Here is a 24,415-nt window from a genome sequence, read left to right as displayed (position 1 = left end):
GATAGGGCTTCCAGTGACTGGAAGGTCAAGAGCTATATGCCGATGCCGGAACCTTGCAGGCAAAACCATACCGTTGCAGCATAAAACAGGATATAGGACGCTTCTCCCTAAGCTGAAGGATAGCCGGCACGCATGGCAAAGATCGCGCTCAGGCTGGACGAACTCATAGATGGCGCGGCATTGCGCGACCAGCTGTCGGCGCTGGCCGGCAAGGGCACGGCGAATTCCTCCGACACCCGCAATGCGGTGCTTGCCCTGCTCAAGCAGCAACGACAGGAAGGCCTGCGCATCGCCGAGGAGATGCTGCGCGAGGACGGCAGCGGCACGGCGTGCGCAGAACGGCTCTCCCATGTCATGGACGAGATCGTGCGGGCGCTCTACGATTTCACCGCGAGCCGCGTCTACCCGGCCGACAATCCCTCGACGGCCGAGCGCATGGCGGTGGTTGCGGTGGGCGGCTATGGCCGCGGAACTCTGGCGCCCGGCTCCGACATCGACCTGTTGTTCCTGCTGCCCTACAAGCAGACGCCGTGGAGCGAGCAGATCGCCGAATACATGCTCTACATGCTGTGGGACATGCGGCTGAAGGTCGGCCACGCCACCCGCAACATCGATGAGTGCATCCGCCTCTCCCTGTCCGACATGACGATCCGCACCGCGCTTCTGGAAAGCCGGTTCCTGTGCGGCGACGAGGCGCTGAGCCGCGAGATGGTGGAGCGGTTCGACCGCGAGGTGGTGGCCACGACAGGCGCCGAGTTCGCGCAGGCCAAGCTGGCCGAGCGCGACGTGCGCCACGCCAAGTCCGGCGAAAGTCGCTATCTGGTCGAGCCCAACGTCAAGGACGGCAAGGGCGGCCTGCGCGACCTGCACACGCTGTTCTGGATCGGCAAATATTACTACCGTGTGCGCAGTGGCGCAGAGCTGGTGGGCAAGGGCGTGTTCACGCAGGGCGAATACCGGCAGTTCCTCAAGTCGGAGGATTTCCTGTGGGCGGTGCGCTGCCACATGCATTTCCTCACCGGCAAGGCGGAGGAGCGCCTGCATTTCGACATTCAGCGCGATATCGCCGAGCGCCTCGGCTACACCAGCCATCCCGGCCTGTCGGCTGTCGAGCGCTTCATGAAGCACTATTTCCTCATCGCCAAGGATGTCGGAAACCTCACCCGCATTTTCTGCGCCGGGCTGGAGGAGGAGCAGGCCAAGCAGGTTCCCGGCATGGCCGGCATGCTCACCGGCTTCACGCGCCGGCGGCGCAAGCTGGCCGGCACCAGCGATTTCGTGGTCGACAACCACCGCCTCAACGTGGCCGACGACAAGGTGTTCGCGCGCGATCCGGTCAATCTGCTGCGCCTGTTCTGGTTTGCCGACCGCCACGGGCTGGAATTCCACCCGGATGCGCTGAAACTGGTGACGCGCTCGCTGCGGCTGGTCGACAAGACGCTCCGCCGCAACCCGGAAGCCAACCGGCTGTTTCTCGACATCCTCACCTCGGACCGGCATGCCGAGCTCAATCTCAGGCGCATGAACGAGGCCGGGCTGCTCGGCCGGCTGATCCCCGATTTCGGCAAGATCGTCGCCATGATGCAGTTCAACATGTACCACCACTATACGGTGGACGAGCATCTGATCCGCTGCGTCGGCATTCTGGCGCAGATCGAAAGCGGCGCTGGCGAGAAGGCGCATCCGCTGTCGCATTCGCTCATGCCGGAACTGGCCAAGAACCGCGACGCGCTTTATGTGACGGTGCTGCTGCACGACATCGCCAAGGGTCGCCCGGAGGACCATTCGACCGCCGGCGCGCGCATCGCACGGCGCATCTGCCCCCATATGGGCCTGTCGAAAAGCGACACCGAAACGGTTGCCTGGCTGGTGGAGCACCACCTTTTGATGTCGATGACCGCGCAGACGCGCGACCTCAACGACCGCAAGACGATCGAGGATTTCGCCGCAATCGTGCAGTCGGTGGAACGGCTGAAGCTGCTTCTTATCCTGACCGTCTGCGACATTCGCGGGGTGGGTCCCGGCGTCTGGAACGGCTGGAAGGGACAGCTTCTTCGCACCCTCTATTACGAGACGGAACTGCTGCTTACCGGTGGCTTCTCGGAAATGTCGCGTTCGCAGCGCACGGCTGACGCACGTGCCGAGCTGATCAAGGCGCTGGACGGATGGACCGAGGACGAGAAGGTTGCCTATGTTGGCCTTCTTTATCCGAACTATCTGCTTACCGTTGCTCTGGCCGATCAGCTTCGCCATGCGAAATTCGTGCGCGAGGCCGATGCTGCCGGCCGCAAGCTCGACACCATGGTGCGCACCCATGAATTCGAGGCCGTGACCGAGATCACGGTGCTGGCGCAGGACCATCCCCGCCTGCTTTCGGTGATTGCAGGCGCATGCGCCGCCGCCGGCGCCAACATCGTCGATGCCCAGATATTCACCACAGCCGACGGGCGCGCGCTCGACACCATATTGATCAGCCGCGAGTTCGAACTGGACGAGGATGAGCGCCGCCGCGCCGAACGCGTCGGCAAGCTGATCGAGGATGTGCTGTCGGGCCGCAGCTGGCTGCCGGAGGTGATCGCAAAGCGCAGCAAGGCCAAACGCAGCGCCAAGGCCTTCCGCATCACGCCGCGCGCCGAAATCCGCAACACGCTCTCGCACCGGTTTTCGGTGATCGAGGTCAAGGGTCTCGACCGGCCCGGCCTGCTGTCGGAAATCACCGGCGCGCTATCGGACCTTTCGCTCGACATCGCATCGGCCCATATCACCACCTTCGGCGAGAAAGTGATCGACACCTTCTATGTGACCGACCTGACCGGGCAGAAGGTGGAAAACCCGGCGCGCATCGCGGCAATCAGCAAGCGGCTGGTCGAGGTGCTGAAGGGAAACGGGCTCACCGAGCTTTACAAAGCCCGCTCGGCGGCGGAATAGGCAGGCATGAATTTGCAGCTTCCCGTCCCTGCCCGCTCCGGGGCAAGACATCGTCCCGCAGCCTGCGCTCCCCCCGCCTGTCCGATGGTGGTCCGGCGCCAGCCGACCTCTGACGCAATGGCCGGCTCGCCTCGCAAACACAGCCGCCTTGCAGGAGCATCGGTCCAGTGAGCCTTGTCAGGAAATTCGCAACCGTCGCTTCCGGCACATTGATGAGCCGCATTTTGGGCTTCGCCCGCGAGATGCTGATGGCGGCAGCCCTCGGCACCGGGCCGGTGGCCGGCGCCTTCTACGCCGCTTTCCAGTTCCCCAACACCTTCCGGCGCCTGTTTGCCGAAGGGGCGTTCAACAGCGCTTTCGTGCCGCTGTTCGCCAAGGAGATCGAAGCCGGCGGCATCGACGGCGCGCGCCGCTTCTCCGAAGAGGTGTTCGGCGTGCTGTTCTCGGTGCTGACCGGCCTGACCATCCTCATGGAACTGGCCATGCCGCTTCTGGTGCGCACCATCATCGCGCCGGGCTTCTACAGCGACCCGCAGAAATACGAACTGACCGTGGCACTCGCCACCATCATGTTCCCTTACCTGATGTGCATGTCGCTGGCGGCGATGATGGCGGGGATGCTGAATTCGCTGCGCCGCTATTTCGCGGCCGCCGTGGCGCCCGTTTTCCTCAACATCATCCTCATCGGCGTGCTCGGCCATGCCTGGTACACCGGCGCCGATGGTCTCAGCACCGGCTATGCCATGGCCTGGGGCGTGATGGCGGCCGGCGTCGTGCAGCTTGCCATCGTATGGATCGCAGCGCGGCGCGCCGGCATTTCCATCGGCTTCAGATGGCCGCGCATGACGCCCAATGTGAAGCGCCTTCTGTGGCTGGCGCTGCCGGCGGCGATCACCGGCGGCATCACCCAGATCAACACGCTGATCGGCACGGCAATCGCCTCGGGACAGGACAAGGCCGTGCCTGCCCTCGCGCAGGCCGACCGCTTCTACCAGCTTCCGCTCGGCGTCGTCGGCATAGCCGTCGCCATCGTGCTTCTGCCCGAGTTGGCGCGGGCGCTGAAGTCCGGCAATCTGGTCGAGGCCGCCAGCCTCCAGAACCGCTCCGTCGAATTCGTGCTGTTCCTGACCCTCCCGGCAACCGCCGCCCTGCTTGCCATTTCCGAGCCGATCGTCAGGGTGCTTTACGAGCGCGGCGCCTTCACCGCCGACGACACGCTGCTGGTGTCCTCGATCCTCGCCGTCTTCGGGCTCGGCCTGCCTGCCTTCGTGCTGATCAAGGCGTTCACGCCGGGCTATTTTGCGCGGGAAGACACGAAGACACCGATGGTGTTCGCCGCGATTTCGGTGGCGATCAACATCACCATCGCGCTCAGCCTGTTCCCGTTCATGGGTGCGCCCGGCATTGCGGTTGCCTCCGTCGTCGCCGGCTGGGTCAATGCCACCATGCTGCTTGTCGTGCTGGTGCGGCGCGGACACTGGGGTCATGACGCGCCGCTGATGAAGCGCATTCCACGCCTCGTCCTGTCGTCGGCGCTGATGGGAGCGGCCCTTTATGGCGCGGCCAGATGGCTTGCGCCATGGCTAGCCTCATCCGCTTCGCTGCTGTCGCAGACCGGAACTCTGGCCCTGCTGTGCGGCGGCGGCGCGATCGTGTACTTCGCACTGGCCTTCGCCACCGGTGGCGCCGACATCGCCATGATCCGCCGCAACATCAGGCGTGGCGATGCCCCACCGGCACCCATCGAAGAGTGAAGGCCCCGCAGACGATGCCCCCTTGATTGTGCAGGGGGCTTCGTTCATAAGCCCGCCTCGTTGAGCCTCGTCATGCGGGGTTTCCACATGCATGATTCCACCGTCCAGCCGGGCGCTTCCGGGTCATGCCCGAACGGCCCTCCACAAGCCAGGGAGACATCATGACCACCTTCAAGCCGCTCGTTTTTTCCGGTGTCCAGCCAACCGGCAATCTGCATCTCGGCAATTATCTCGGCGCCATCCGCAAATTCGTGGCGTTGCAGGACAGCAACGACTGCATCTACTGCGTCGTCGACCTGCACTCCATCACGGCGCAACTCGTGCATGACGATCTCGCTTCCCAGACGCGCTCGATCACGGCCGCCTTTCTCGCCGCCGGCATCGATCCGAAGAAGCACATCGTCTTCAACCAGTCGCGCGTCATGCAGCATGCCGAGCTTGCTTGGATCTTCAACTGCGTGGCGCGCATCGGCTGGATGAACCGCATGACGCAGTTCAAGGACAAGGCCGGCAAGGACCGCGAGAACGCCTCGCTCGGCCTGCTTGCCTATCCGAGCCTGATGGCGGCCGACATTCTGGTCTACCGCGCCACCCACGTTCCGGTCGGTGACGACCAGAAGCAGCATCTGGAACTGACCCGCGACATCGCCCAGAAGTTCAACAACGATTTCTCCGCACGCATCGCCGAGCTTGGGCTGGGCGTGGAGATGCAGATGGGCGACGAGACCGTCAACGGCTTCTTCCCGCTTACCGAGCCGATCATCGGCGGCCCGGCGGCCCGCGTCATGTCGCTGCGCGACGGCTCCAAGAAGATGTCGAAGTCGGACCCCTCCGACCTGTCGCGCATCAACCTGACCGACGACGCCGACACGCTGTCGAAGAAGATCAAGAAGGCCAAGACCGATCCTGAGGCCCTGCCGGGCGAAGTGGACGGCCTGGCCGGCCGCCCCGAAGCCGACAATCTCGTCGGCATCTATGCCGGCCTTGCCGACACGACGCGCGAAGCGGTGCTGAAGGAATTCGGCGGCCAGCAATTCTCGGTGTTCAAGCCCGCCCTTGCCGATCTGGCGGTTCACAAGCTGGCGCCGGTTGCCGACGAAATGCGGCGGCTGATCGCCGATCCCGGCCATATCGACGCCGTGCTGCGCGACGGCGGCGAGCGGGCCGGCGCCATCGCCGAAGAGACCATGCATTCGGTACGCGACATCATCGGTCTTCTGCAGGACTGACGTTTCGTCACTGCCGGACATCTTGCCGCCGGCTTCGGCCGGTGGCAGATTGCGCCGGTTCAAAGCCAGCAAGGCGGATCACGCATATGGTATCCAAACGTCTCTCCCGCGAGGCCGGCCATCGACGCAAGTTTCTGGCGATTGTCGACGACACGTCCGAATCCGAACGGGCCGTCACCTATGCGTCCATCCGCATGCAAAGCACCAATGGCGTTCTGGTGCTGCTCTATGTGATCGACACCGAAGATTTCCAGCATTTCCTCGGCGTTGAGAAGATCATGCGCGAGGAAGCGACCGCCAACGCCCATGCGGCCCTTGATGCGCAGGCCGCGCGCATCCGCCAGAAATACGGCATCGAGCCCGAGTTGGTTGTACGCGAGGGCGACCGGATCGAGGAAATTCACAAGCTGATCGAGGAAGATCAGGACATCGCCATCCTGGTTCTGGCTGCAGGCTCGGGCAAGGAAGGCCCCGGCCCGCTCGTCGCCTCCGTGGTCGGCAAGGGCGCGGCATTCCCCATTCCCGTGACCATCATTCCCCAGACCCTTTCCGACGAGGATATCGAAAGCCTCGCCTGAGACCAATCGTCCGGCGGCAAGGGCATGTCTTGAACCGCGCCGGCTGCGGGTTTATCTGTAGGGAAGGAATTTCCCGAAGCGTATCGCGATCTTTCACAATCGCTCCCTGCGCTTCGAGTTTTGTTTTTACGCATGTCATTGTTCCGAAACCGGTTCCCCACTTCGGGCGACATGCTTTACGGCCGATATCGGCCATGGAGACGGCCATGTTCATCCAGACCGAGGCGACCCCGAACCCCGCCACGCTGAAATTCCTCCCCGGGCGCGAGGTTCTGCGCGAAGGCTCCGCCGATTTCCGCGACGCCGAAACGGCGCGCCAGTCCTCGCCGCTGGCCGGTCGGCTGTTCGATATTCCCGGCATCACAGGCGTCTTCTTCGGCTATGACTTCATCACCGTCTCCAAGGAAGGAGCCGACTGGCAGCATCTGAAGCCTGCCGTGCTCGGCACCATCATGGAACACTTCATGTCGAACCAGCCGGTCATGGCCGGCGCCGGCCCTGCTCCCGAAAGCAGCGAGACCGAGGAGTTCTACGACAAGGAAGATGAGGAGATCGTCCTCACCATCAAGGAGCTGCTCGACACGCGCGTGCGGCCGGCTGTCGCTCAGGACGGCGGAGACATCACCTTCCGTGGCTACGAGAACGGCGTCGTCTTCCTGCACATGAAGGGAGCCTGCGCCGGCTGTCCCTCGTCCACCGCGACACTGAAGCATGGCATCCAGAACCTGCTGCGCCATTTCGTTCCGGAAGTGCAGCAGGTCGAGCAGATCGCCTGATCTGCATCTTCGCCTTCAGATCATAGGACAACAAAAAACCGGGCTTCTGGCCCGGTTCTTCGTCGGGGACGTCCGTGTTGCCTGGACGGTCCGCATAAAAACTTTCACGCCCTGCCTGCCGGGCGCTTGCACTGCATCTCTACAGCACCACCACCTTGGCACCTTTTTCGGTACGCTCATAGAGGTCGATGATATCCTGATTCATGAGGCGAATGCAGCCGGATGACATCGCCTTGCCGATCGAGGCCCACTCCGGGGTGCCATGCAGACGGTAGCCGGTGTCGCCGCCCTTGTTGTAAAGGTAAAGCGCACGCGCCCCGAGCGGATTGCCGAGGCCGGGCTTCATTCCGTTGGCATGTTTCGCCAGTTCCGGCTGACGCTTGATCATCGCCGCCGGCGGCGTCCATGTCGGCCATTCGCGCTTCAAGGCAACGCGGGCGGTGCCGCGCCATTCGAAACCTTCGCGGCCAACACCGATGCCATAGCGCATGGCCTTGCCGTTTTCCTGAACGAGATAAAGGAACTTGTTGCTGGTATCGACGATGATGGTCCCCGGCGCTTCACTGGTGTCGTAACGCACGATCTGGCGGTGATATTTCCGGTCCACCTTTTCGATGGGAATGCGCGGCAGGCTGTAACCCGCATCACTGACCGCGCCGTAGCTGCTTGTGAACATCGGCATCGGGCCGATGGTGCTGCACCCTGCTACGGATGCACTGAGCGCAAGGACCGCAAGTATCGTTCTGAACCGCATCGACTGAACCTGCCTCCCGATTGTTCTTGTGAAGCCGATTCGGCTCGCGCAGTATTGATGACGGCTTTTCTTTGCCTGCCAAGCAAGCAGCTCCTATATGACGGCTGTTGATCGCGCGTAAGCTGCATACTGTTGCCATATCGCAACAGTATGTGGCCTGAACATCACATCTGATCAGAACTCCGAAAGGTCTTCATCCATGAATGTCGGAGATGCCGCCCGCCGTACCGGGCTTCCCGCCAAGACGATCCGCTACTACGAAGAGATCGGTCTGATCCTGCCGCAGCGCTCGGCCAACGGTTATCGCGACTATTCGCCCGAAGATGTGCACCGGCTGGCGTTCCTGAAGCGGGCCCGCAATCTCGGCTTCCCGATCGAGGACTGCCGCCAGCTGATGGCGCTCTACCGTGACCGCTCGCGCGCCAGCGCCGACGTGCACCGCATCGCCTCAAGCCATGTCGCGGCGATCGAGGAGAAGATCCTCGAACTGCAATCGATGCGCGCCACGCTCAACAAGCTCATCCACGCCTGCCATGGCGACGACCGCCCCGACTGCCCGATCCTCGAAGAGATGGCTGGCAGCAAGGCGGACGCCACCGCCTGACAGGCGACCACGAAAACCGGTTCAAACCGTGAACAAAATCGGCGATAATGGCTGATGCCCATTGTGTCCCCGATTCTTCGCAATCCTCTTGCCGACGGCCGCCAGTCCGAGCGCGCCATGCTGGTGCGGCGCGGCGTTCAGCGCCTGCTCATGGAAATGGGCGCGCATGTGCTGCCGGAACTGTCGCTCGCCACCGGACGCCGCGCCGACCTCGTGGCGCTGACCCGGCAGGGCGACATCTGGATCATCGAGATCAAGTCATCGGTGGAAGACTTTCGCGTCGACCGCAAATGGCCGGACTACCGGCTGCATTCGGATCGGCTGTTCTTCGCCACCCATCCGGGCGTGCCCGCCGAAATCTTTCCGCAGGACTGCGGCTTCATCCTCTCAGACGGCTATGGCGCGGAAATCATGCGCGAGGCGCCCGAACACCGCATGGCGGCGGCCACGCGCAAGGCGCTGATGCTGCGCATCGCCCGCGCCGGTGCGGCACGCCTGCTGGCGGCCGAACTCGCCGGTGTGTCCGTTCCCGTTCTGGACGGCGAAAGCGAGTGAAATCAGGCCTCAGCGCGGGGCGCGCTTGGCCAGAATGCGCTGCAAGGTTCGCCGGTGCATGTTGAGGCGGCGCGCCGTTTCCGACACGTTGCGCTCGCACATCTCATAGACGCGCTGGATGTGCTCCCACCGCACCCGGTCCGCCGACATCGGGTTTTCTGGCGGAGCGGCGCGCTCGCCGGACTGCCGGGTCAGTGCTGCAAAAACGTCATCCGCATCGGCCGGCTTCGAGAGATAGTCGACAGCGCCGAGCTTCACCGCCGTCACGGCGGTGGCGATGTTGCCATAGCCGGTCAGGATCACGGTGCGCGCATCCTCGCGCTTCTCGCGGATGGCCGCGACCACATCGAGCCCGTTGCCATCGCCGAGGCGCATGTCCACCACCGCATAGGCGGGCGGATTGGCGCGCGCCTTGGCCACCGCTTCCTCGACGCTTTCGGCCGTATCGACGACGAAGCCGCGCGTTTCCATGGCTCGTGCAAGGCGTGTGAGAAAAGGCTTGTCGTCATCCACGACCAGCAGCGAGGTGTCGTCACCTGTCACCAGGCCGCCATTGCCATCTTCGCCTGTCATGATCCTCAACCCCACTTCAATTGCACGCGACAAATCGTCCTTGTACGGAAATATATGTGTTGAGCGCCGCTGTCCAATTTTTGAGCGCGCCCGGGATCATCATTCCCCTGCCGAACGCATAATTCGCGATTTCTTGCCCTGTTTTCATGCAGAACCGGCACGAAAGACCCCGTCCGCTCCGGCTCACGCTTTTCGCAGCGGCAAGGTGGTGCTTTCCTCGGCATAGACAAAATCACTGCGCGGCCAGCGCACCCTGACCATGGCGCCTTCCCCCGGCTTGTTGGAATTGCCGAAGCTGATGGTTGCGCCGGAGCGCTCAAGCAGCGTCTTGGCGATGAACAGGCCAAGCCCCAGCCCGCCGCCCGGCTCCGCGCCCTGCCGCGTCGACATATAGGGCTCGCCGATGCGATCAAGCACTTCGACAGGAAAGCCCGATCCATCGTCGAGAATGGACAGCGACACGAAATTGTCGTCCCAGCCCCAGCGTATGCTGACGCTGGTATGGGCAAAATCAACCGCATTCTCGACCAGATTGCCAAGGCCGTAGAGCACACCCGGATTGCGGCGCCCGACCGGCTCCGGGCCAAGGCAATCGCCGGGCTGGAGGCGGATGGTGATGCCGAAATCGCGATGCGGGGCGCTGACTTCCTCGACCAGAGAGGTCAGCGGCAGACGTGCCATCTGCGGTTCGCCCTCCGATGACAGGCTGGTCAGGCGCTTGAGGATTTCCCGGCACCGCTCGCTCTGGCTGCGCAGCAGGGTCACGTCCTCGCTGTATTTCGGATCCTTGCCGAGCGCCTTCTCCATCTCGCGCGCAACCAGAGAAATTGTGGCGAGCGGCGTGCCGAGTTCATGGGCGGCGGCAGCCGCCAGGCCATCCAGCGCCGACAGATGCTGTTCGCGCTGCAGCACCAGTTCGGTGGCGGCGAGCGCATCGGACAGGAGCCGAGCTTCCTCGGCCACCCGGAAAGCGTAAATGGCGGCGAAAGCGGTCGCCGACAGCACAGCCATCCACATGCCGGCGACATAGACGAACGGCATCATCAGTTCCGTGCCTTCGGTCCATGGCAGCGGCCGGTGGAAGAAAACCAGCAGCGAGGCAACGGCAATCACCAACACGGCCTGAAATGCAGTCAGCTTGAGTGGTAGCGAAGTGGCTGAAATGACCACCGGCACGATGAGCAGCAGCGAGAAGGGATTGGTGAGCCCGCCGGTCAGGTAGAGCAGACCGGCAAGCTGGAAGGTATCGAAGGTCAGCAGCCCCATGGCGGCCAGTGGTGTGAGCCGGTGTGCTGCCGGATAGCGGAAAGCCAGCCACAGATTCATCCATGCCGATGCGGCAATCAGCGCGAAGCACAGGCCGACCGGCAGCGGAAACTCCAGCCAGTAGGCGACGATGAGCACCGCAACGCTCTGACCAAAAATGGCGAGCCAGCGCAGCCGGATCAGCGTGTTGAGCCGCAGGCGATAGCTTTGGCGAAGGTCCGGTGAATTCAGGCCCATCATTGCGCCCCTTCCGCCGCGCCGCAGGCGGCAAGATAGATGGCAACGAGACGCTCGACACCGGCCTGATCATCGGCATCGAAGCGGCCGGGAACCGGGCTGTCGAGATCGAGCACGCCAAGCATCGCACCGTGGCGGATCAGCGGCACCACCAGCTCGGAGCGCGAATCAGGATCGCAGAAGATGTGGTTCTCGACCTCGGCGACATCGTGGACACGGATGGAGCGCCGCTCGGCAACCGCCGTTCCGCACACGCCGCGACCTACCGGGATGCGCACGCAGGCCGGCTTGCCCTGAAATGGCCCAACAACCAGCTCCTGCGGCGAGCGCAGAAAGTAGAATCCGGCCCAGTTCAGCTCCGGCATGGACTGAAAGATCAGAGCGGCCGCATTGGCCGCATTGGCGATCTCATCGCTTTCGCCCGAAAGCAGCGCCGTCATCTGCGCCGCGAGCTCCCGGTAGAAGGAGGGTTTGTCGGTGCTGTCGATGCGGCTTGCTTCAAACATTCAGTTGACGCCTTTGGGTACGTTTTCGGGCGGCACCGTATCCTTGACGTTCTGGCGATGGAAGATGAACAGACCGGCGAGCACGACGATGGCCGCACCGATGAGGATACGCGGACCGGGAATATCATTGAAGAAGAGAATGCCGAATACCACAGCCCACAACAGCAGCGTGTAATGCAGCGGTGCCAGCGTCGAGGCGGGCGCCATCTTCAGAGCGCGCGTAATCATCAGATGCGCGGCGCCGGAAACCACCCCGAGCAGGAGCATCGCGCCATAATCGACGGGCGCTGCATGGTGCCACTCGCCGATAGCCATGATGCCGCCGCACAGGCCGACGCCGATGGTCTGCCAGGTCACCAGCGCCGTGTCGCTGGTGCCGCGCAGCAGACGGCTCAGCACGATTGCCACGGCAAACGAGATCGATCCGATCAGCGCATAGAGAGATTCGATCGACAGGGCAGCCGTTGACGGCTTGAGCATGACCAGCACGCCGCAGAAGCCGATGGTGATGGCAAGCCAGCGGCGCCAGCCGACCTTCTCGCCAAGGAACATGTGCGACAGCGCCGCGACATAGATCGGACCCGCCATGTAGAAGCTCATCACATCGGCCAGAGGCAGGTGAACGACAGCGGCGTAGAACAAAAGCGTATCGAGCGCGGTGGCGACGACACGGGCGATCTGAAGGCCGATGCGGTCGAGATTGAACAGCCGCGCAGCCCCCTGCCGCGCGATCATCGGGCCAAGGATGATAAAGGCCCCGACGGAGCGGACGAAAACCACCTGCCCGACGGAAAAGCTTGCAACCAGCCATTTGCCCATGGCGTCGTTGAGTGCAAACATGAAGTCGCCAGCCAGCATCAGAAGAATGCCGGCAACGATCAGATTGCGGTTTACGAGTCCGGACAGCCGAGACATGGCGCATTTCCCTGCAAAGGCCCATCAGGCCCATAATGCGCTGTTATCCGCGCCGCACCGATTTTGCGAGCAAATTCGACTGGTGCAGAAGAACACCAGCGCCGGGAGTTCGCTTTAACGCGATTGCGAACACATTGCGGCTTAGAACCTTCGCCGGAACTTCCTTACTTCGGCTGCACCGGCACATAGACGGGGCGGTAGATCACCCGCGGGAATGGATCCACATAGCGGTTCTCGCGTGCGGCCGCCCGCCGGTCGAGTTCCAGCCTTTGGAGGCATTCGGCAAAGGCATCGTTCTTGCGGGTGAAGCCATAGGAGCGGCACTTCTCCTCATCGGCGGTGCGCTGCTGCTCGACGGTCATGCAGCCGGAAAGAAAAAGACCGAGACCAATGACGGTTATCGTTCGCAAAAGCATCTCAAGATCCTCGAATGGTCCCTGCCCGGGAACGATTCCTATATCACCATCCGATTGTGGCAAATAGCGGATCTTCTTTGCCTACGAAGACAAAACGCCCCGCTGTATGAAAAAGCGGGGCGCTAAAACTTTACTCCGGAACGTGGCGAACAGCGCCCTTGTCGGCACTGGTGGCGAAAGCGGCATAGGCCCGAAGCGCCTGGGTAACGTTGCGCTTGCGCTTTTCGGCCGGCTTCCAGCCTTTTTCATCCTGCTCGGCACGGCGCCGGGCAAGCTCGGCTTCGTCCACCAGCAACTCGATGCTGCGCCCGGGAATATCGATTGCGATGATATCGCCTTCGCGTACCAGCCCGATGGTGCCGCCAAGGGCTGCTTCCGGAGACACATGGCCAATGGAAAGGCCCGATGTGCCACCGGAAAAGCGCCCGTCGGTCAACAGCGCACAGGCTGCGCCCAGCCCCTTCGACTTCAGGTAGCTGGTCGGATAGAGCATTTCCTGCATGCCCGGTCCGCCCTTCGGTCCCTCATAGCGGATGACGACCACGTCGCCGGCCTTGACCTCGTTGCCGAGAATGCCCTTCACCGCCGAATCCTGGCTCTCGAACACTTTTGCAGGGCCGGTGAATTTCAGGATCTTCTCATCGACGCCAGCGGTCTTCACGATGCAGCCGTCGAGCGCGATGTTGCCGCGCAGCACCGCAAGTCCGCCATCCTTCGTGAAGGGGTGCTCGACGGAGCGGATGACACCCTTTTCGCCGTCCATGTCCAGCTCGTCCCAGCGCGCCTCCTGGCTGAAAGCGGTCTGGGTCGGGATACCGCCGGGGGCAGCGCGAAAGAACGTGCGTACATTCTCGCTGGTGGTGCGGGTGATGTCCCAGCGGTCGATGGCATCGCCCAGCGTCTCGGCATGCACGGTCGGCGTGTCGCGGTGGATGAGGCCACCGCGATCAAGCTCGCCGAGAATACGCATGATGCCGCCGGCCCGGTGCACGTCTTCCATGTGGACGTCGGCCTTGGCAGGGGCAACCTTGGACAGGCACGGCACCCGGCGCGACAGCGCGTCGATGTCGTTCAGATCGAAGTCGATCCGGCCCTCATGCGCCGCGGCAAGAATGTGCAGAACGGTGTTGGTCGAGCCACCCATGGCGATGTCGAGCGACATGGCGTTCTCGAACGCCTTCTTGTTGGCCACCGAGCGCGGCAAGACGCTGGTATCGTCCTGCTCGTAGTAGCGGCGGGCGATGTCGACCACGAGATGCCCGGCTTCGACGAAAAGGCGCTTGCGGTCGGCATGGGTGGCCAGCGTCGATCCGTTGCCCGGCAGCGACAGGCCGAGTGCCTCGGTCAGACAGTTCATGGAATTCGCCGTGAACATGCCCGAGCAAGAGCCGCAGGTCGGGCAGGCGGACCGCTCGATCGCGCTGACGTCCTCGTCGGACATGTTGTCATCGGCGGCTGCAACCATGGCGTCGACCAGATCGAGGGCGTGTGTCTTGCCCTTGAGCACCACCTTGCCGGCCTCCATCGGTCCGCCCGAAACGAATACGGAGGGAATGTTGAGGCGCATGGCGGCATTCAGCATGCCGGGCGTGATCTTGTCGCAGTTGGAAATGCAGACCATGGCGTCGGCGCAGTGGGCGTTGACCATGTATTCGACCGAGTCGGCGATGATCTCGCGTGACGGCAGCGAATAGAGCATGCCGTCATGGCCCATGGCGATGCCGTCATCCACGGCGATGGTGTTGAACTCCTTGGCAACGCCGCCGGCGCGCTCGATTTCGCGCGCGACGAGTTGGCCAAGATCCTTCAGGTGCACATGGCCCGGAACGAACTGGGTGAAGGAGTTCACCACCGCAATAATGGGCTTGCCGAAATCCGAATCCTTCATGCCGGTAGCACGCCATAGCCCGCGGGCTCCCGCCATATTGCGGCCGTGGGTGGTCGTACGTGAACGATAGGGAGGCATTCGAATTTCCTTGGCTACTAGGCTACAGCGATGACGCGTCCTGACTGGCGGCAGGCAGCATAGGACCGGGGCGTCATATATGCCAATCTTTTCTGTCGCAACGTCACCGCGTCGCACCCTGCCATGCCGCTCGCCGAAAAGCAGTAAGCCCGGCGCATTGCCGGGCTTCCTGGGCTTTTTCTGACCTCTATACGCCAGCGGCCGCCGGCAAGGCTGTTGCCTTAGTGACCGGCCGCAGGCTTTGCCTCCGGCGCGGCCGGCACCGCGGCAGGCTCGCGGTCATAGGCATCGCCCTGATCCTTGCTGGCAAGGAAAGTGTAGAACATCGGGACCACGAACAGGGTGAACATGGTGCCGATGAGAACACCGAAGAAGATCACCAGACCCATCGAGTGACGGGCAGCGGCACCCGCTCCCTGCGCCATGATCAGCGGCACGACGCCGAGCGCCATGGCTGCCGTGGTCATCAGGATCGGGCGCAGGCGTACCTTGGCGGAAGCGATGATGCCCTCGCGCCGTGACAGGCCCTGCTCGCCGCGAAGCTGGTTCGCGAACTCCACAAGCAGAATACCATGTTTGGTGATCAGGCCTATCAGCGTGATCAGGCCCACCTGCGTGTAGATGTTGAGCGTTCCAAGCCCCAGATTGAGCGGCACGATTGCCCCGAAGATCGAAAGCGGCACCGACATCATGATGATGAGCGGATCGCGGAAGCTTTCGAACTGTGCGGCCAGCACCAGATAGATGACCACCACCGCAGCCGCAAAAGCGATCATGATGGTGTTGCCCTGCTCCTTTTCAAGACGCGTCTGACCGGAATAATCGACGAAGAAGCCGTCCGGAAGTGCCGCCCGCGTGATCTGCTCGATGGTCTCCACACCCGTGCCCGTGGTGACCCCCGGAACCGGCAGCGCCGAGATCGTCGCCGAGTTCAGCTGGTTGAACTGATCGATCGAGGCGGGCGAGGAGTTGGTCTTGATGGTGATCACCGCCGAAATCGGCACCATCTCCCCGGTGGTCGCGCGGACGTAGAAGTCGCCCAGACGTTCGGGGTTGTTGCGATACTCCTGCGGCACCTGCGGAATGATGTCATAGGACTTGGAGTCGCGGTCGAACTGCGCAACTTCAGCGCCGCCGACCAGAAGACCCAGCGTCTGACCGATCGCGCTGATGGGGATGTTCATGGCCGCGGCCCGGTCGCGGTCGACCGTGACCGTCACCTGCGGCGCATCGAAGGACAGCGAGTTCTGCACGATGATGAACCGGCCGGAGGCCTGCGCCTCCTGCCTGATCTTCTCGGCAACCTCATAGACCTGGCTGGCCTCGCCCGTAGACTGGATGACGACGGAGATCGGCAGACCGCCGCCGGCTCCGGGCAGCGAAGGCGGTGCGAACACCAGCGCTTCAACGCCGGCGACCTTGCCCAGACGCCCCTGAATATCCGCCTGAATGTCCTTTTGCGAGCGGGTGCGCTGCGCCCAGTCCTTGAACGCCCAGATGGCGAAACCGCTGTTGGTGCCGCCACCGATGCCAACCACCGAGAAGGCGGCCCGCAGTTCGGGCAGATCCTTCGTGACCTCGTAGATCTGATCGAGATAAAGGCTGGTGTAATCCGAGGTCGCGTAGCGCGGTGCGGTGACCAGAGAGAACAGCGCGCCGACATCTTCCTCCGGCGCCAGCTCGCTCGACGTCTTCATGAACATGAAGCCGGTGACCGACACCAGTGCGACGACCACCATCAGTGTCACCGGACGGTAGTTCAGCGAGCCGGCAACGAGGCGCTCATAGCGATTGGCGATGCGATCGAAGGTTCTGTCGATGAAGGCCGCGAACCGGCTGTGGCTGCCGGACTTCAGCAGCCGCGCCGACATCATCGGCGTGACCGTGATGGCGACCACGCCGGAAATGACCACCGCCCCCGCCAGTGTCAGCGCGAACTCGCGGAACAGCGAGCCGGTGAGGCCGCCGGTGAAGGCGAGCGGCGCGAACACGGCAGCCAGCGTGATCGTCATGGAGACGACCGGGCCGGTGATCTCGCGCATGCCGACGAACGCGGCATCCATCGGACTGAGCCCCTCCTCCATATGACGATGGATGTTCTCCACCACCACGATGGCGTCGTCGACGACGAGGCCGATGGCCAGAACCATGGCCAGCAGCGACAGAAGGTTGATCGAATAACCGGCAAGGAAAAGCAGGAAGCCGACACCGATTAGCGACAGCGGAATGGTGATGACCGGCATCACAACCGAGCGCAGCGACCCGAGGAACAGCAGGATCACCAGAATAACGATGATCACCGCTTCGCCGATGGTCTTGAAAACCTCCTTGATCGACGCGCTGATCTGCTCGGTCGCGTCATAGACCAGGGTGATGTTCATGTCCTGCGGCAGGGTTTCCTGAATGGCAGGCAGTTCCTTTTCCACGGCAGACGCGGTGTCGAGCGGGTTGGCCGACGGCGTCGGGAAGATGCCGATGAAGGTGCCCGGCTCACCGTTGAAGACAACGCGCGTATCGGTGCTTTGCGCGGCCAGATCGATTTTCGCGACATCGCGCAAGCGAACGATGCCGTCGCCATTGCTCTTCAGCGGCAGCGCACCGAATGTTTCGGGCGTCTGCAGCGTCGATTCCATGGTGATCGACTGCGCGACATATTCGTTTTCGGTCTTGCCCGGCGCGGCAAGGAAGTTCGAATTGTTGATCGCGCCCAGCACTTCGGCCGCGGTCAGACCATGAGCGGCGAGCCGGATCGGGTCGATCCACACGCGCATGGAGTAGTTCGCCGCGCCCAGCACCTGCACCTGCGCAACGCCCTCAATCGTGGACATGCGCGGGCGCAGCACCCGGTCAATATATTCCGTCACCTGCTCGGAGGTCATGTGCGGGCTTTGCACCGCCAGATACATGATCGCGAACTGCTGTCCGGTGCCCTTGACGATGGTGGGGTCCTTGGCGCCGCTGGGCAGCTTGCTGCGCACTTCCTGCACCTTGGACATCACCTCGGTCAAGGCGGTGTCAGGGTCGGAGCCGAGCTTCATCTGCACGGTCACCACCGACGAGGACGGCATGCTCTGGGAGCTGACGTAGTCGATGTTTTCCGTGGTCGCCACCGCTTCCGCGATGGGCGCGGTGATGAAACCCTGAATCAGATCCGGGCTGGCGCCGGCATAGACCGTGGTGACGGTGATGACCGTCTCGTCAACCTTCGGATATTCACGCACCGAAAGGTTGAACAGGCCCTGAAAGCCAAGCAGCAGGATCAGCAGCGCGACAACGGTCGAAAGGACCGGTCGCCTGATGAAAAGTGCGGAGAAATTCATTCGCTCTTGCTCCCGGGCTGTCCGCCCTTGGACGGATCGACCGCGTTGTCGATGAAGACGGCTGAGCCATTGTTGAGGCGGTTCTGGCCGGCAGTCACGACCTCATCGCCGGCGGAGATACCCTTGATGATCTCGACACGGCCGTCGCTGCGGCGGCCGATGGTCACGAACACCTGATTGGCGACCAGAGACTGCTTGTCATCCGCCTTGGCCGGTTCGGCAGGCTTGGCGGCGTCAGCCGGGGCGGCCTCTTCCTTGGCAGGCTCCGTTCCGGCAGCGGCAGCACCGGCCTTCCGCTCCGCGGCAGGGCGCACCACATAGACATAGTCGCCATAGAGGCTGGTGATAACGGCCGTCTGCGGCACGGCGATGATGTTTTCCTCGCTCGGCAGAACCACACGCACCTGCACGAACTGGCCGGGGCTCAGCTTGCCGTCGGGATTGGAGATTGCAGCGCGGGCCGAGGCCAGACGGCTGGCCGGGTCAATCTTGGGATCGATGCCGGTGATGGCTCCCTTATAGGGCATGTCATCGCCATCCAGCCCGAACAGGACTTCACGACCGATCTGAAGGTCCGGGAAACGCTGCTCGGCGACGCTGAAATCGGCGCGCATGGTGTCGAGGTCCTGAAGCGTCGTCACCGCGTTGCCCGGCGCCACATACTGGCCTACCTCGATGCGCGGAATGCCGATGGTGCCGGAGAAAGGCGCCTTCAGCAGCTTCTGGTCGAGAACGGCCTGCAGCTTCACAACCTGCGACGTAGAGGTCTGCCAGGCGGCGCGTGCATTATCGAGGGTTGCATCGGTGCCGACGCCGCGCTTCTGCAGCGCCACGGCGCGGTCGAGCGCCTGCTTGTCGAGCGCTTCCTGCGTCTTCGCAGCTTCGAGGTCGGCCTTCTGAACGGCATCGTCGAGCCGCACCAGCACCTGACCCTGCTCGACCTTGTCATTGGCCTTGAACAGGATTTCCTTGACGATGCCCGTCGTTTCCACGGTGAGGTCGACGCCCTGCGCGGCCGCGACCGTGCCGATGGCCTCAAGCTTCGGCGTCCAGGTGATGGGTTCGACCTTGAAGGTCGACACAGCCACGGGATTGACCGGCATGTTGGCGAAGAAATCCTGAATCGCCTTGTCACGGAACAGGTTGAATCCGACTATGCCGCCGCAGACGACCACAAGCAGGATGAATGCGATGATGAAGCGCTTGATCAAGGTAGTCCCTCTCGGTCGGCTGGTCTGGAACAGGCTTTCGGACAGCGTGGGGTAAATTCGGCGATCTCTACTGTACCGTCCGGACGGTATTGTCAATTGGGTTCAGGCTTCGTATGGGAACGCTCATGAAACCCAGAAAGTCCAATTCACGCGATAAAATCCTCGCTGCAGCAGCGGATGTAGCGCGAGAAGCCGGCCCCGGCAATCTCTCGCTCGACGCTGTTGCCAGCCGTGCGGGTATATCGAAAGGCGGGCTGCTTTACAATTTCCCGAGCAAGGCAAAACTCATGCAGGCGCTTGTGGAGCAGCATTTGCAGGACTTTCAGGCTTCTCTGGAAGATGCTCACGCTGCCGATTCGCAAAAAAACCTGCTGCGCGCCTATATCCGGCTTTCGATGGAGGAATGTCAGGAGACTGAAGCTTCAGCCTCCTGGATTTTCTCCGCAATCGCCCAGGATCCCGAATTCCTGACGCCAATCAAATCCTTCAAGCGCCAGCTTTTCGAACGGCTGAAGACGAAAACGCCGGACCTGCAAGCCCTGCTTGTCGTCTATCTGGCAATCGAGGGCCTGCGCAGCATGACGCTGTTTGAATTTCACGCGCTCAGCGAAGACGAGCGGCAGATCCTTCTCGATGCGCTCATCGCCATGGCGGACAGCGCCCCGAATCAAATTGGCGTGAAGGACGCTCCGGAACTGCCTCCGGCCGGATAGATCCGGGCCGATCCTTTTGCGAAACCTCCGATGGCGTCAGCCAGCGACCTTTTCGGCTGCCGGGGGCGTACGGATATGTGCGGCGGCCTCGACGACCAGATTGTCGAAACCCGCATCGCCGGCCCTGATGAGCTCGAAGAACTGGCGGCGCATGCGCGGCTCCCAGAACTTGTTGATGTGCTCGGCGATGCCGGCCACCCCCTCTTCATGCGGCTTTGAGTGAAAGAACCGGGCGATCTGATTGGCCTGGTAGACGAGCTTGTCAGGCGACATGCCGGGCACCTCCGGTAACGACGCGATCGGGATGGGTGAAGATGTCGAAATCATCGCCGCGCACCAGCGCGATCAGCGTCATGCCTGCGGCTTCGGCGGTTCTTATAGCAAGCGCCGTCGGCGCGGAGACGGCGATGATGAAGGGCGTGCCGATGGCAGCGGTTTTCTGCACCATTTCGACGGAAACGCGCGAGGTCACGACCACCGCACCACCCTGCCCGGAAATGCCTTCCCGTGACAGCGCACCGGCCAGCTTGTCCAGCGCGTTGTGGCGGCCAACATCCTCGCGGGCCATGACCACGCCCTTGCCCGGCAGATAAAAACCCGCTGCATGAACGGCGCCCGTTTGCCGATGCATCGGCTGCAGGCCCGACAGAAGCCGCACCGCGCGCGTGACGTCGTCCGGCGTCAGCCTGAGTTGCGAGGCATCCACCTCGTCCACGCTGCGCATCGCCTCCTCGATCGACTCGATGCCGCACAGGCCGCAGCCAACCGGGCCGGCGAGCCGGCGACGCCGGGCTTCGAAGCGCCTGTTGGCGCTGTCGCGCAGGCGGATCTGGATGTCGATGCCAGCTCCCAGATCCTGAACCTCCACCGACTCGATCTCGCCAGCCGCCGCGACAATGCCTTCGGTTATGGAAAAGCCGAGCGCGAAATCCTCGAAATCGGCGGGCGAAGCCATCATCACCGCATGGGTGGTGCCGCCATAGGAGAGCGCGATCGGCGTCTCCTCCGGCACCATGCGGTCGGCCGCGGCGATACCCTCGCCACGATGGGTGATGCGCCGCGTCGCGGTGACGACAGGACGCGGGTCTTCAACGCCATCGGACGTGGCGGGAGAACAGGCGGGGGAAAGCACAGCGTCAGAACGTGTCATGGCGCAACCATAGCATCATGCACCGTCCTGCGTCTTCCCTGCCCCGACACACCTGTTCACTCGGCAGCGGCCAGCGGCGCGATGCGCCGGCTGCGGCGGGCCTGCTCCTCATACTCGACCTGCCAGTCGCTCGGGCCGTTGGACGGCATGATCTGCACGGCAGTGACCTTGTATTCGGGACAGTTGGTCGCCCAGTCCGAATAGTCGGTGGTGACGACATTGGCCTGTGTCAGCGGATGGTGGAATGTGGTGTAGACCACGCCCGGCGACACCCGGTCCGTGATCAGCGCCCGCAGCGTCGTCTCGCCGGCGCGGCTTGCCACGCGCACCCAGTCGCCATTGCGGATGCCGCGATGTTCGGCATCGTGCGGATGGATTTCCAGCCGGTCCTCGTCATGCCAGACCACATTGTCCGTGCGCCGCGTCTGCGCGCCGACGTTATATTGCGACAGAATGCGGCCGGTGGTGAGCAGCAGCGGGAAGCGCGGACCCGTCTTCTCGTCGGTCGCCACATATTCGGTGCGGATGAATTTGCCTTTGCCGCGCACGAAGCCGTCGAGATGCATGATCGGCGTGCCCTCAGGCGCGCTGTCGTTGCAGGGCCACTGCACGGAGCCCATCTTCTCCAGCAACTCGTAGGACACATTGGCAAAGCTCGGCGTCGTGGCCGCGATTTCATCCATGATCTGCGAGGGGTGGGTGTAGTTCCAGTCGAAGCCGAGAGCGCGCGCCAGTTCCTGCGTCGCCTCCCAGTCCGCATAGCGGGCTTTCGGTTCCATCACCTTGCGCACGCGGTTGATGCGGCGTTCGGCATTGGTGAAGGTGCCGTCCTTCTCCATAAAGGTCGAACCCGGCAGGAACACATGGGCATAGTTGGCGGTCTCGTTCAGGAACAGGTCCTGAACCACCACGCATTCCATGGCCGCGAGGCCGGCGGCGACGTGGTGCGTGTCGGGATCGGACTGGAGAATGTCCTCACCCTGCACATAGATACCCTTGAAGGTGCCGTCGACGGCGGCATCCAGCATGTTGGGAATGCGCAGGCCCGGTTCGTTGTCGAGCTTGACGCCCCACAATTCTTCAAAAATGGCGCGGGTGGCATCGCCGGAGATGTGGCGATAGCCCGGCAGCTCGTGCGGGAAGGAACCCATGTCGCAGGAGCCCTGCACATTGTTCTGCCCGCGCAGCGGGTTCACGCCGACGCCGCGGCGGCCGATATTGCCGGTCGCCATGGCGAGATTGGCGATGGCCATCACCGAGGTCGAGCCCTGGCTGTGCTCGGTCACGCCGAGGCCGTAATAGATCGCGCCGTTGCCGCCGGTGGCGTAGAGGCGCGCGGCCCCGCGGATGTCTTCGGCAGGCACACCGATATAGTCGGCAATTGCTTCAGGGCTGTTGGCCTCGTCGGCAACGAATTCAGCCCAGTCCTGGAAGGCATCCCATTCGCAGCGCTCGCGTACGAACTGCTCGTTCACCAGACCTTCGGTGACGATGACATGGGCAATCGCGGTGAGCATGGCGACATTGGTGCCGGGCCGCAGGGCCAGATGGTAATCCGCCGTGATATGCGGGCTTTTGACGAGATCGGTGCGGCGCGGATCGATGACGATCAGCCGCGCGCCCTCGCGGATGCGCTTCTTCATGCGCGAGCCGAAGACAGGATGCGCATCGGTCGGATTGGCGCCGATGACGACGATGACATCGCTTTCCTCGACCGAATCGAAATCCTGCGTTCCGGCCGAGGTGCCGTAGGCCTGACCGAGGCCATAGCCGGTCGGCGAATGGCAGACGCGGGCGCAGGTGTCGACATTGTTGTTGCCGAAGCCCTGACGCACCAGCTTCTGGACGAGATAGGTTTCTTCGTTCGTGCAGCGCGAGGAGGTGATGCCGCCGATGGAGGCGCGGCCGTACTGGTACTGGATGCGGCGAAACTCGCTCGCCGCGTGGCTGATCGCCTCCTCCCAGCTCACCTCGCGCCACGGATCGGAAATCCGCTCGCGGATCATCGGCTTCAGAATGCGGTCCCTGTGCGTGGCATAGCCATAGGCGAAGCGGCCCTTGACGCAGCTGTGGCCATGATTGGCCTCGCCGCCCTTGTAGGGAACCATGCGCAGCACCTCATCGCCCTTGACCTCGGCCTTGAACGAGCAGCCGACACCGCAATAGGCACAGGTGGTGACCACGGAGCGCTCGGGCATGCCGTGTTCGAGAACGGTCTTTTCGCGCAGCGCATCGGTGGGGCAGGCCTGCACGCAGGCGCCGCAGGACACGCATTCGGATTCCACGAAGTCCTCGTGCATGCCGGGGGTGATGCGGGAATCGAAGCCCCGGCCATCGATGGTCAGCGCGAAGGTGCCCTGCACGTCCTCGCAGGCCCGCACGCAGCGCGAGCAGACGATGCACTGGGAAGGGTCATAGGTGAAATAGGGGTTGGTTTCGTCGCGGACCAGATAGTCGATGTTGAGCGAGCCATTGCCCGGCGCGACGTGGTTGCGCCCGTCCAGACCGTAGCGGTTCTCCTCCAGCCCGACGGTGGCCGCCACCTTGTCGAATTCGCTCTGGCCGGTGCCGCGCTGTTCATTCCAGCCACTGGGATGATCGGAAACGTAAAGCTCCATGACCCCCTTGCGGATGGCATCGAGCCGGTCGGAGCGGGTGTGGACGACCATGCCTTCGCCGACCGGCGTGGTGCAGGAAGCGGGCGTTCCGTTGCGGCCCTCGATCTCCACCAGGCAGATGCGGCAGGAGCCGAAGGAGTCCAGCATGTCGGTGGCGCACAGCTTCGGAATCTCGATCCCCGCCTCCATCGAGGCGCGCATGATCGAGGTTCCTTCCGGAACCGTCACCGGCTTGCCGTCGACAATCAGCGTGACCTCCTTTTCGGCCCGCGATTCAGGTGTGCCGTAGTCGGTTTCGTGAACGAGACCCATGTCGAGACTCCCCTTGAAAGCAGCGCTCTTCCGG

The 24,415-nt window shown here is 63.1% G+C and carries 20 protein-coding genes; 8 read left to right on the top strand and 12 right to left on the bottom strand.

The features are described 5' to 3' along the window. Positions 1–132 precede the first annotated feature (132 nt). The 5 genes from AC5XE7_RS08410 to AC5XE7_RS08390 all read left to right on the top strand — a co-directional run bounded on the left by AC5XE7_RS08410 (position 133) and on the right by AC5XE7_RS08390 (position 7,265). Positions 133–2,928, top strand: a complete 2,796-nt coding sequence (locus AC5XE7_RS08410) for a [protein-PII] uridylyltransferase (protein WP_495365648.1) — start codon at positions 133–135, stop codon at positions 2,926–2,928. 167 nt (positions 2,929–3,095) lie between these two features. Next, complete coding sequence (murJ, locus tag AC5XE7_RS08405) at positions 3,096–4,682, top strand: murein biosynthesis integral membrane protein MurJ (protein WP_495365647.1); 1,587 nt, start codon at positions 3,096–3,098, stop codon at positions 4,680–4,682. Positions 4,683–4,843: 161 nt separating this feature from the next. Then, positions 4,844–5,911 (top strand): tryptophan--tRNA ligase, encoded by a 1,068-nt coding sequence (trpS, locus tag AC5XE7_RS08400; RefSeq protein WP_183826288.1) that lies wholly within the window; start codon positions 4,844–4,846, stop codon positions 5,909–5,911. 86 nt (positions 5,912–5,997) lie between these two features. Continuing rightward, positions 5,998–6,489: a universal stress protein gene (locus AC5XE7_RS08395; protein ID WP_183826285.1), complete on the top strand. Its 492-nt coding sequence runs from the start codon at positions 5,998–6,000 to the stop codon at positions 6,487–6,489. Positions 6,490–6,695: 206 nt separating this feature from the next. Next, the gene (locus tag AC5XE7_RS08390; RefSeq protein ID WP_183826281.1) at positions 6,696–7,265 is read left to right on the top strand and encodes a NifU family protein; all 570 of its coding nucleotides are present in this window, start codon (positions 6,696–6,698) and stop codon (positions 7,263–7,265) included. A gap of 139 nt (positions 7,266–7,404) precedes the next feature. Here AC5XE7_RS08390 and AC5XE7_RS08385 read toward each other — a convergent pair whose 3' ends face one another. Further along, on the bottom strand, positions 7,405–8,019 hold the full coding sequence (locus AC5XE7_RS08385) for a L,D-transpeptidase (RefSeq protein WP_495365646.1): 615 nt from the start codon (positions 8,017–8,019) through the stop codon (positions 7,405–7,407). A 199-nt stretch (positions 8,020–8,218) separates the two neighbouring features. On the opposite strand from AC5XE7_RS08385, the gene cueR reads away from it, so the two are divergent. Next, positions 8,219–8,623 carry a Cu(I)-responsive transcriptional regulator gene (cueR, locus tag AC5XE7_RS08380; protein WP_183826275.1) on the top strand — a complete coding sequence of 135 codons (405 nt, stop codon included), beginning with the start codon at positions 8,219–8,221 and terminating at the stop codon, positions 8,621–8,623. 54 nt (positions 8,624–8,677) lie between these two features. Further along, positions 8,678–9,178 carry an MmcB family DNA repair protein gene (locus AC5XE7_RS08375; RefSeq protein ID WP_287947264.1) on the top strand — a complete coding sequence of 167 codons (501 nt, stop codon included), beginning with the start codon at positions 8,678–8,680 and terminating at the stop codon, positions 9,176–9,178. Between the two features lie 9 nt (positions 9,179–9,187). Here AC5XE7_RS08375 and AC5XE7_RS08370 read toward each other — a convergent pair whose 3' ends face one another. The 8 genes from AC5XE7_RS08370 to AC5XE7_RS08335 form a co-directional block, all read right to left on the bottom strand. Then, positions 9,188–9,751: an ActR/PrrA/RegA family redox response regulator transcription factor gene (locus AC5XE7_RS08370; RefSeq protein ID WP_183826269.1), complete on the bottom strand. Its 564-nt coding sequence runs from the start codon at positions 9,749–9,751 to the stop codon at positions 9,188–9,190. Positions 9,752–9,934: 183 nt separating this feature from the next. Continuing rightward, complete coding sequence (locus AC5XE7_RS08365; RefSeq protein ID WP_495365644.1) at positions 9,935–11,257, bottom strand: ActS/PrrB/RegB family redox-sensitive histidine kinase; 1,323 nt, start codon at positions 11,255–11,257, stop codon at positions 9,935–9,937. Further along, positions 11,254–11,760: a GAF domain-containing protein gene (locus AC5XE7_RS08360; RefSeq protein WP_495365642.1), complete on the bottom strand. Its 507-nt coding sequence runs from the start codon at positions 11,758–11,760 to the stop codon at positions 11,254–11,256. The genes AC5XE7_RS08365 and AC5XE7_RS08360 overlap by 4 nt, the downstream gene beginning before the upstream one ends. Beyond that, on the bottom strand, positions 11,761–12,675 hold the full coding sequence (locus AC5XE7_RS08355) for a DMT family transporter (protein ID WP_239800178.1): 915 nt from the start codon (positions 12,673–12,675) through the stop codon (positions 11,761–11,763). Between the two features lie 164 nt (positions 12,676–12,839). Continuing rightward, positions 12,840–13,091, bottom strand: a complete 252-nt coding sequence (locus AC5XE7_RS08350) for a hypothetical protein (protein ID WP_183826257.1) — start codon at positions 13,089–13,091, stop codon at positions 12,840–12,842. A gap of 130 nt (positions 13,092–13,221) precedes the next feature. Then, positions 13,222–15,057 (bottom strand): dihydroxy-acid dehydratase, encoded by a 1,836-nt coding sequence (ilvD, locus tag AC5XE7_RS08345; protein ID WP_495365641.1) that lies wholly within the window; start codon positions 15,055–15,057, stop codon positions 13,222–13,224. Positions 15,058–15,278: 221 nt separating this feature from the next. After that, positions 15,279–18,377 carry an efflux RND transporter permease subunit gene (locus AC5XE7_RS08340; protein WP_495365640.1) on the bottom strand — a complete coding sequence of 1,033 codons (3,099 nt, stop codon included), beginning with the start codon at positions 18,375–18,377 and terminating at the stop codon, positions 15,279–15,281. Next, a complete protein-coding gene (locus AC5XE7_RS08335; RefSeq protein ID WP_495365639.1) occupies positions 18,374–19,588 on the bottom strand; it encodes an efflux RND transporter periplasmic adaptor subunit in 1,215 nt (404 codons plus the stop codon). Before AC5XE7_RS08335 ends, AC5XE7_RS08340 begins: the two co-directional genes overlap by 4 nt. Before the next feature lie 125 nt (positions 19,589–19,713). Between AC5XE7_RS08335 and AC5XE7_RS08330 the strand changes: the two genes are divergently transcribed. After that, the gene (locus AC5XE7_RS08330) at positions 19,714–20,301 is read left to right on the top strand and encodes a TetR/AcrR family transcriptional regulator (RefSeq protein ID WP_495365637.1); all 588 of its coding nucleotides are present in this window, start codon (positions 19,714–19,716) and stop codon (positions 20,299–20,301) included. A gap of 36 nt (positions 20,302–20,337) precedes the next feature. On the opposite strand, the gene AC5XE7_RS08325 is transcribed toward AC5XE7_RS08330, so the two are convergent. The 3 genes from AC5XE7_RS08325 to fdhF are packed head-to-tail and all read right to left on the bottom strand — an operon-like array spanning position 20,338 to position 24,381. After that, positions 20,338–20,574: a formate dehydrogenase subunit delta gene (locus AC5XE7_RS08325; RefSeq protein WP_495365636.1), complete on the bottom strand. Its 237-nt coding sequence runs from the start codon at positions 20,572–20,574 to the stop codon at positions 20,338–20,340. Continuing rightward, positions 20,564–21,451 carry a formate dehydrogenase accessory sulfurtransferase FdhD gene (fdhD, locus tag AC5XE7_RS08320; RefSeq protein ID WP_495365635.1) on the bottom strand — a complete coding sequence of 296 codons (888 nt, stop codon included), beginning with the start codon at positions 21,449–21,451 and terminating at the stop codon, positions 20,564–20,566. The genes AC5XE7_RS08325 and fdhD overlap by 11 nt, the downstream gene beginning before the upstream one ends. Positions 21,452–21,507: 56 nt before the next feature. Next, entirely contained in the window at positions 21,508–24,381 is a 2,874-nt protein-coding gene (fdhF, locus tag AC5XE7_RS08315) for a formate dehydrogenase subunit alpha (protein ID WP_495365634.1), read from the bottom strand. Positions 24,382–24,415 lie beyond the last annotated feature (34 nt).

It is taken from the genome of Aquamicrobium sp. YD-1-mutant5, from assembly GCF_059509755.1.
This window is presented reverse-complemented; position numbering and strand designations above follow the sequence as displayed.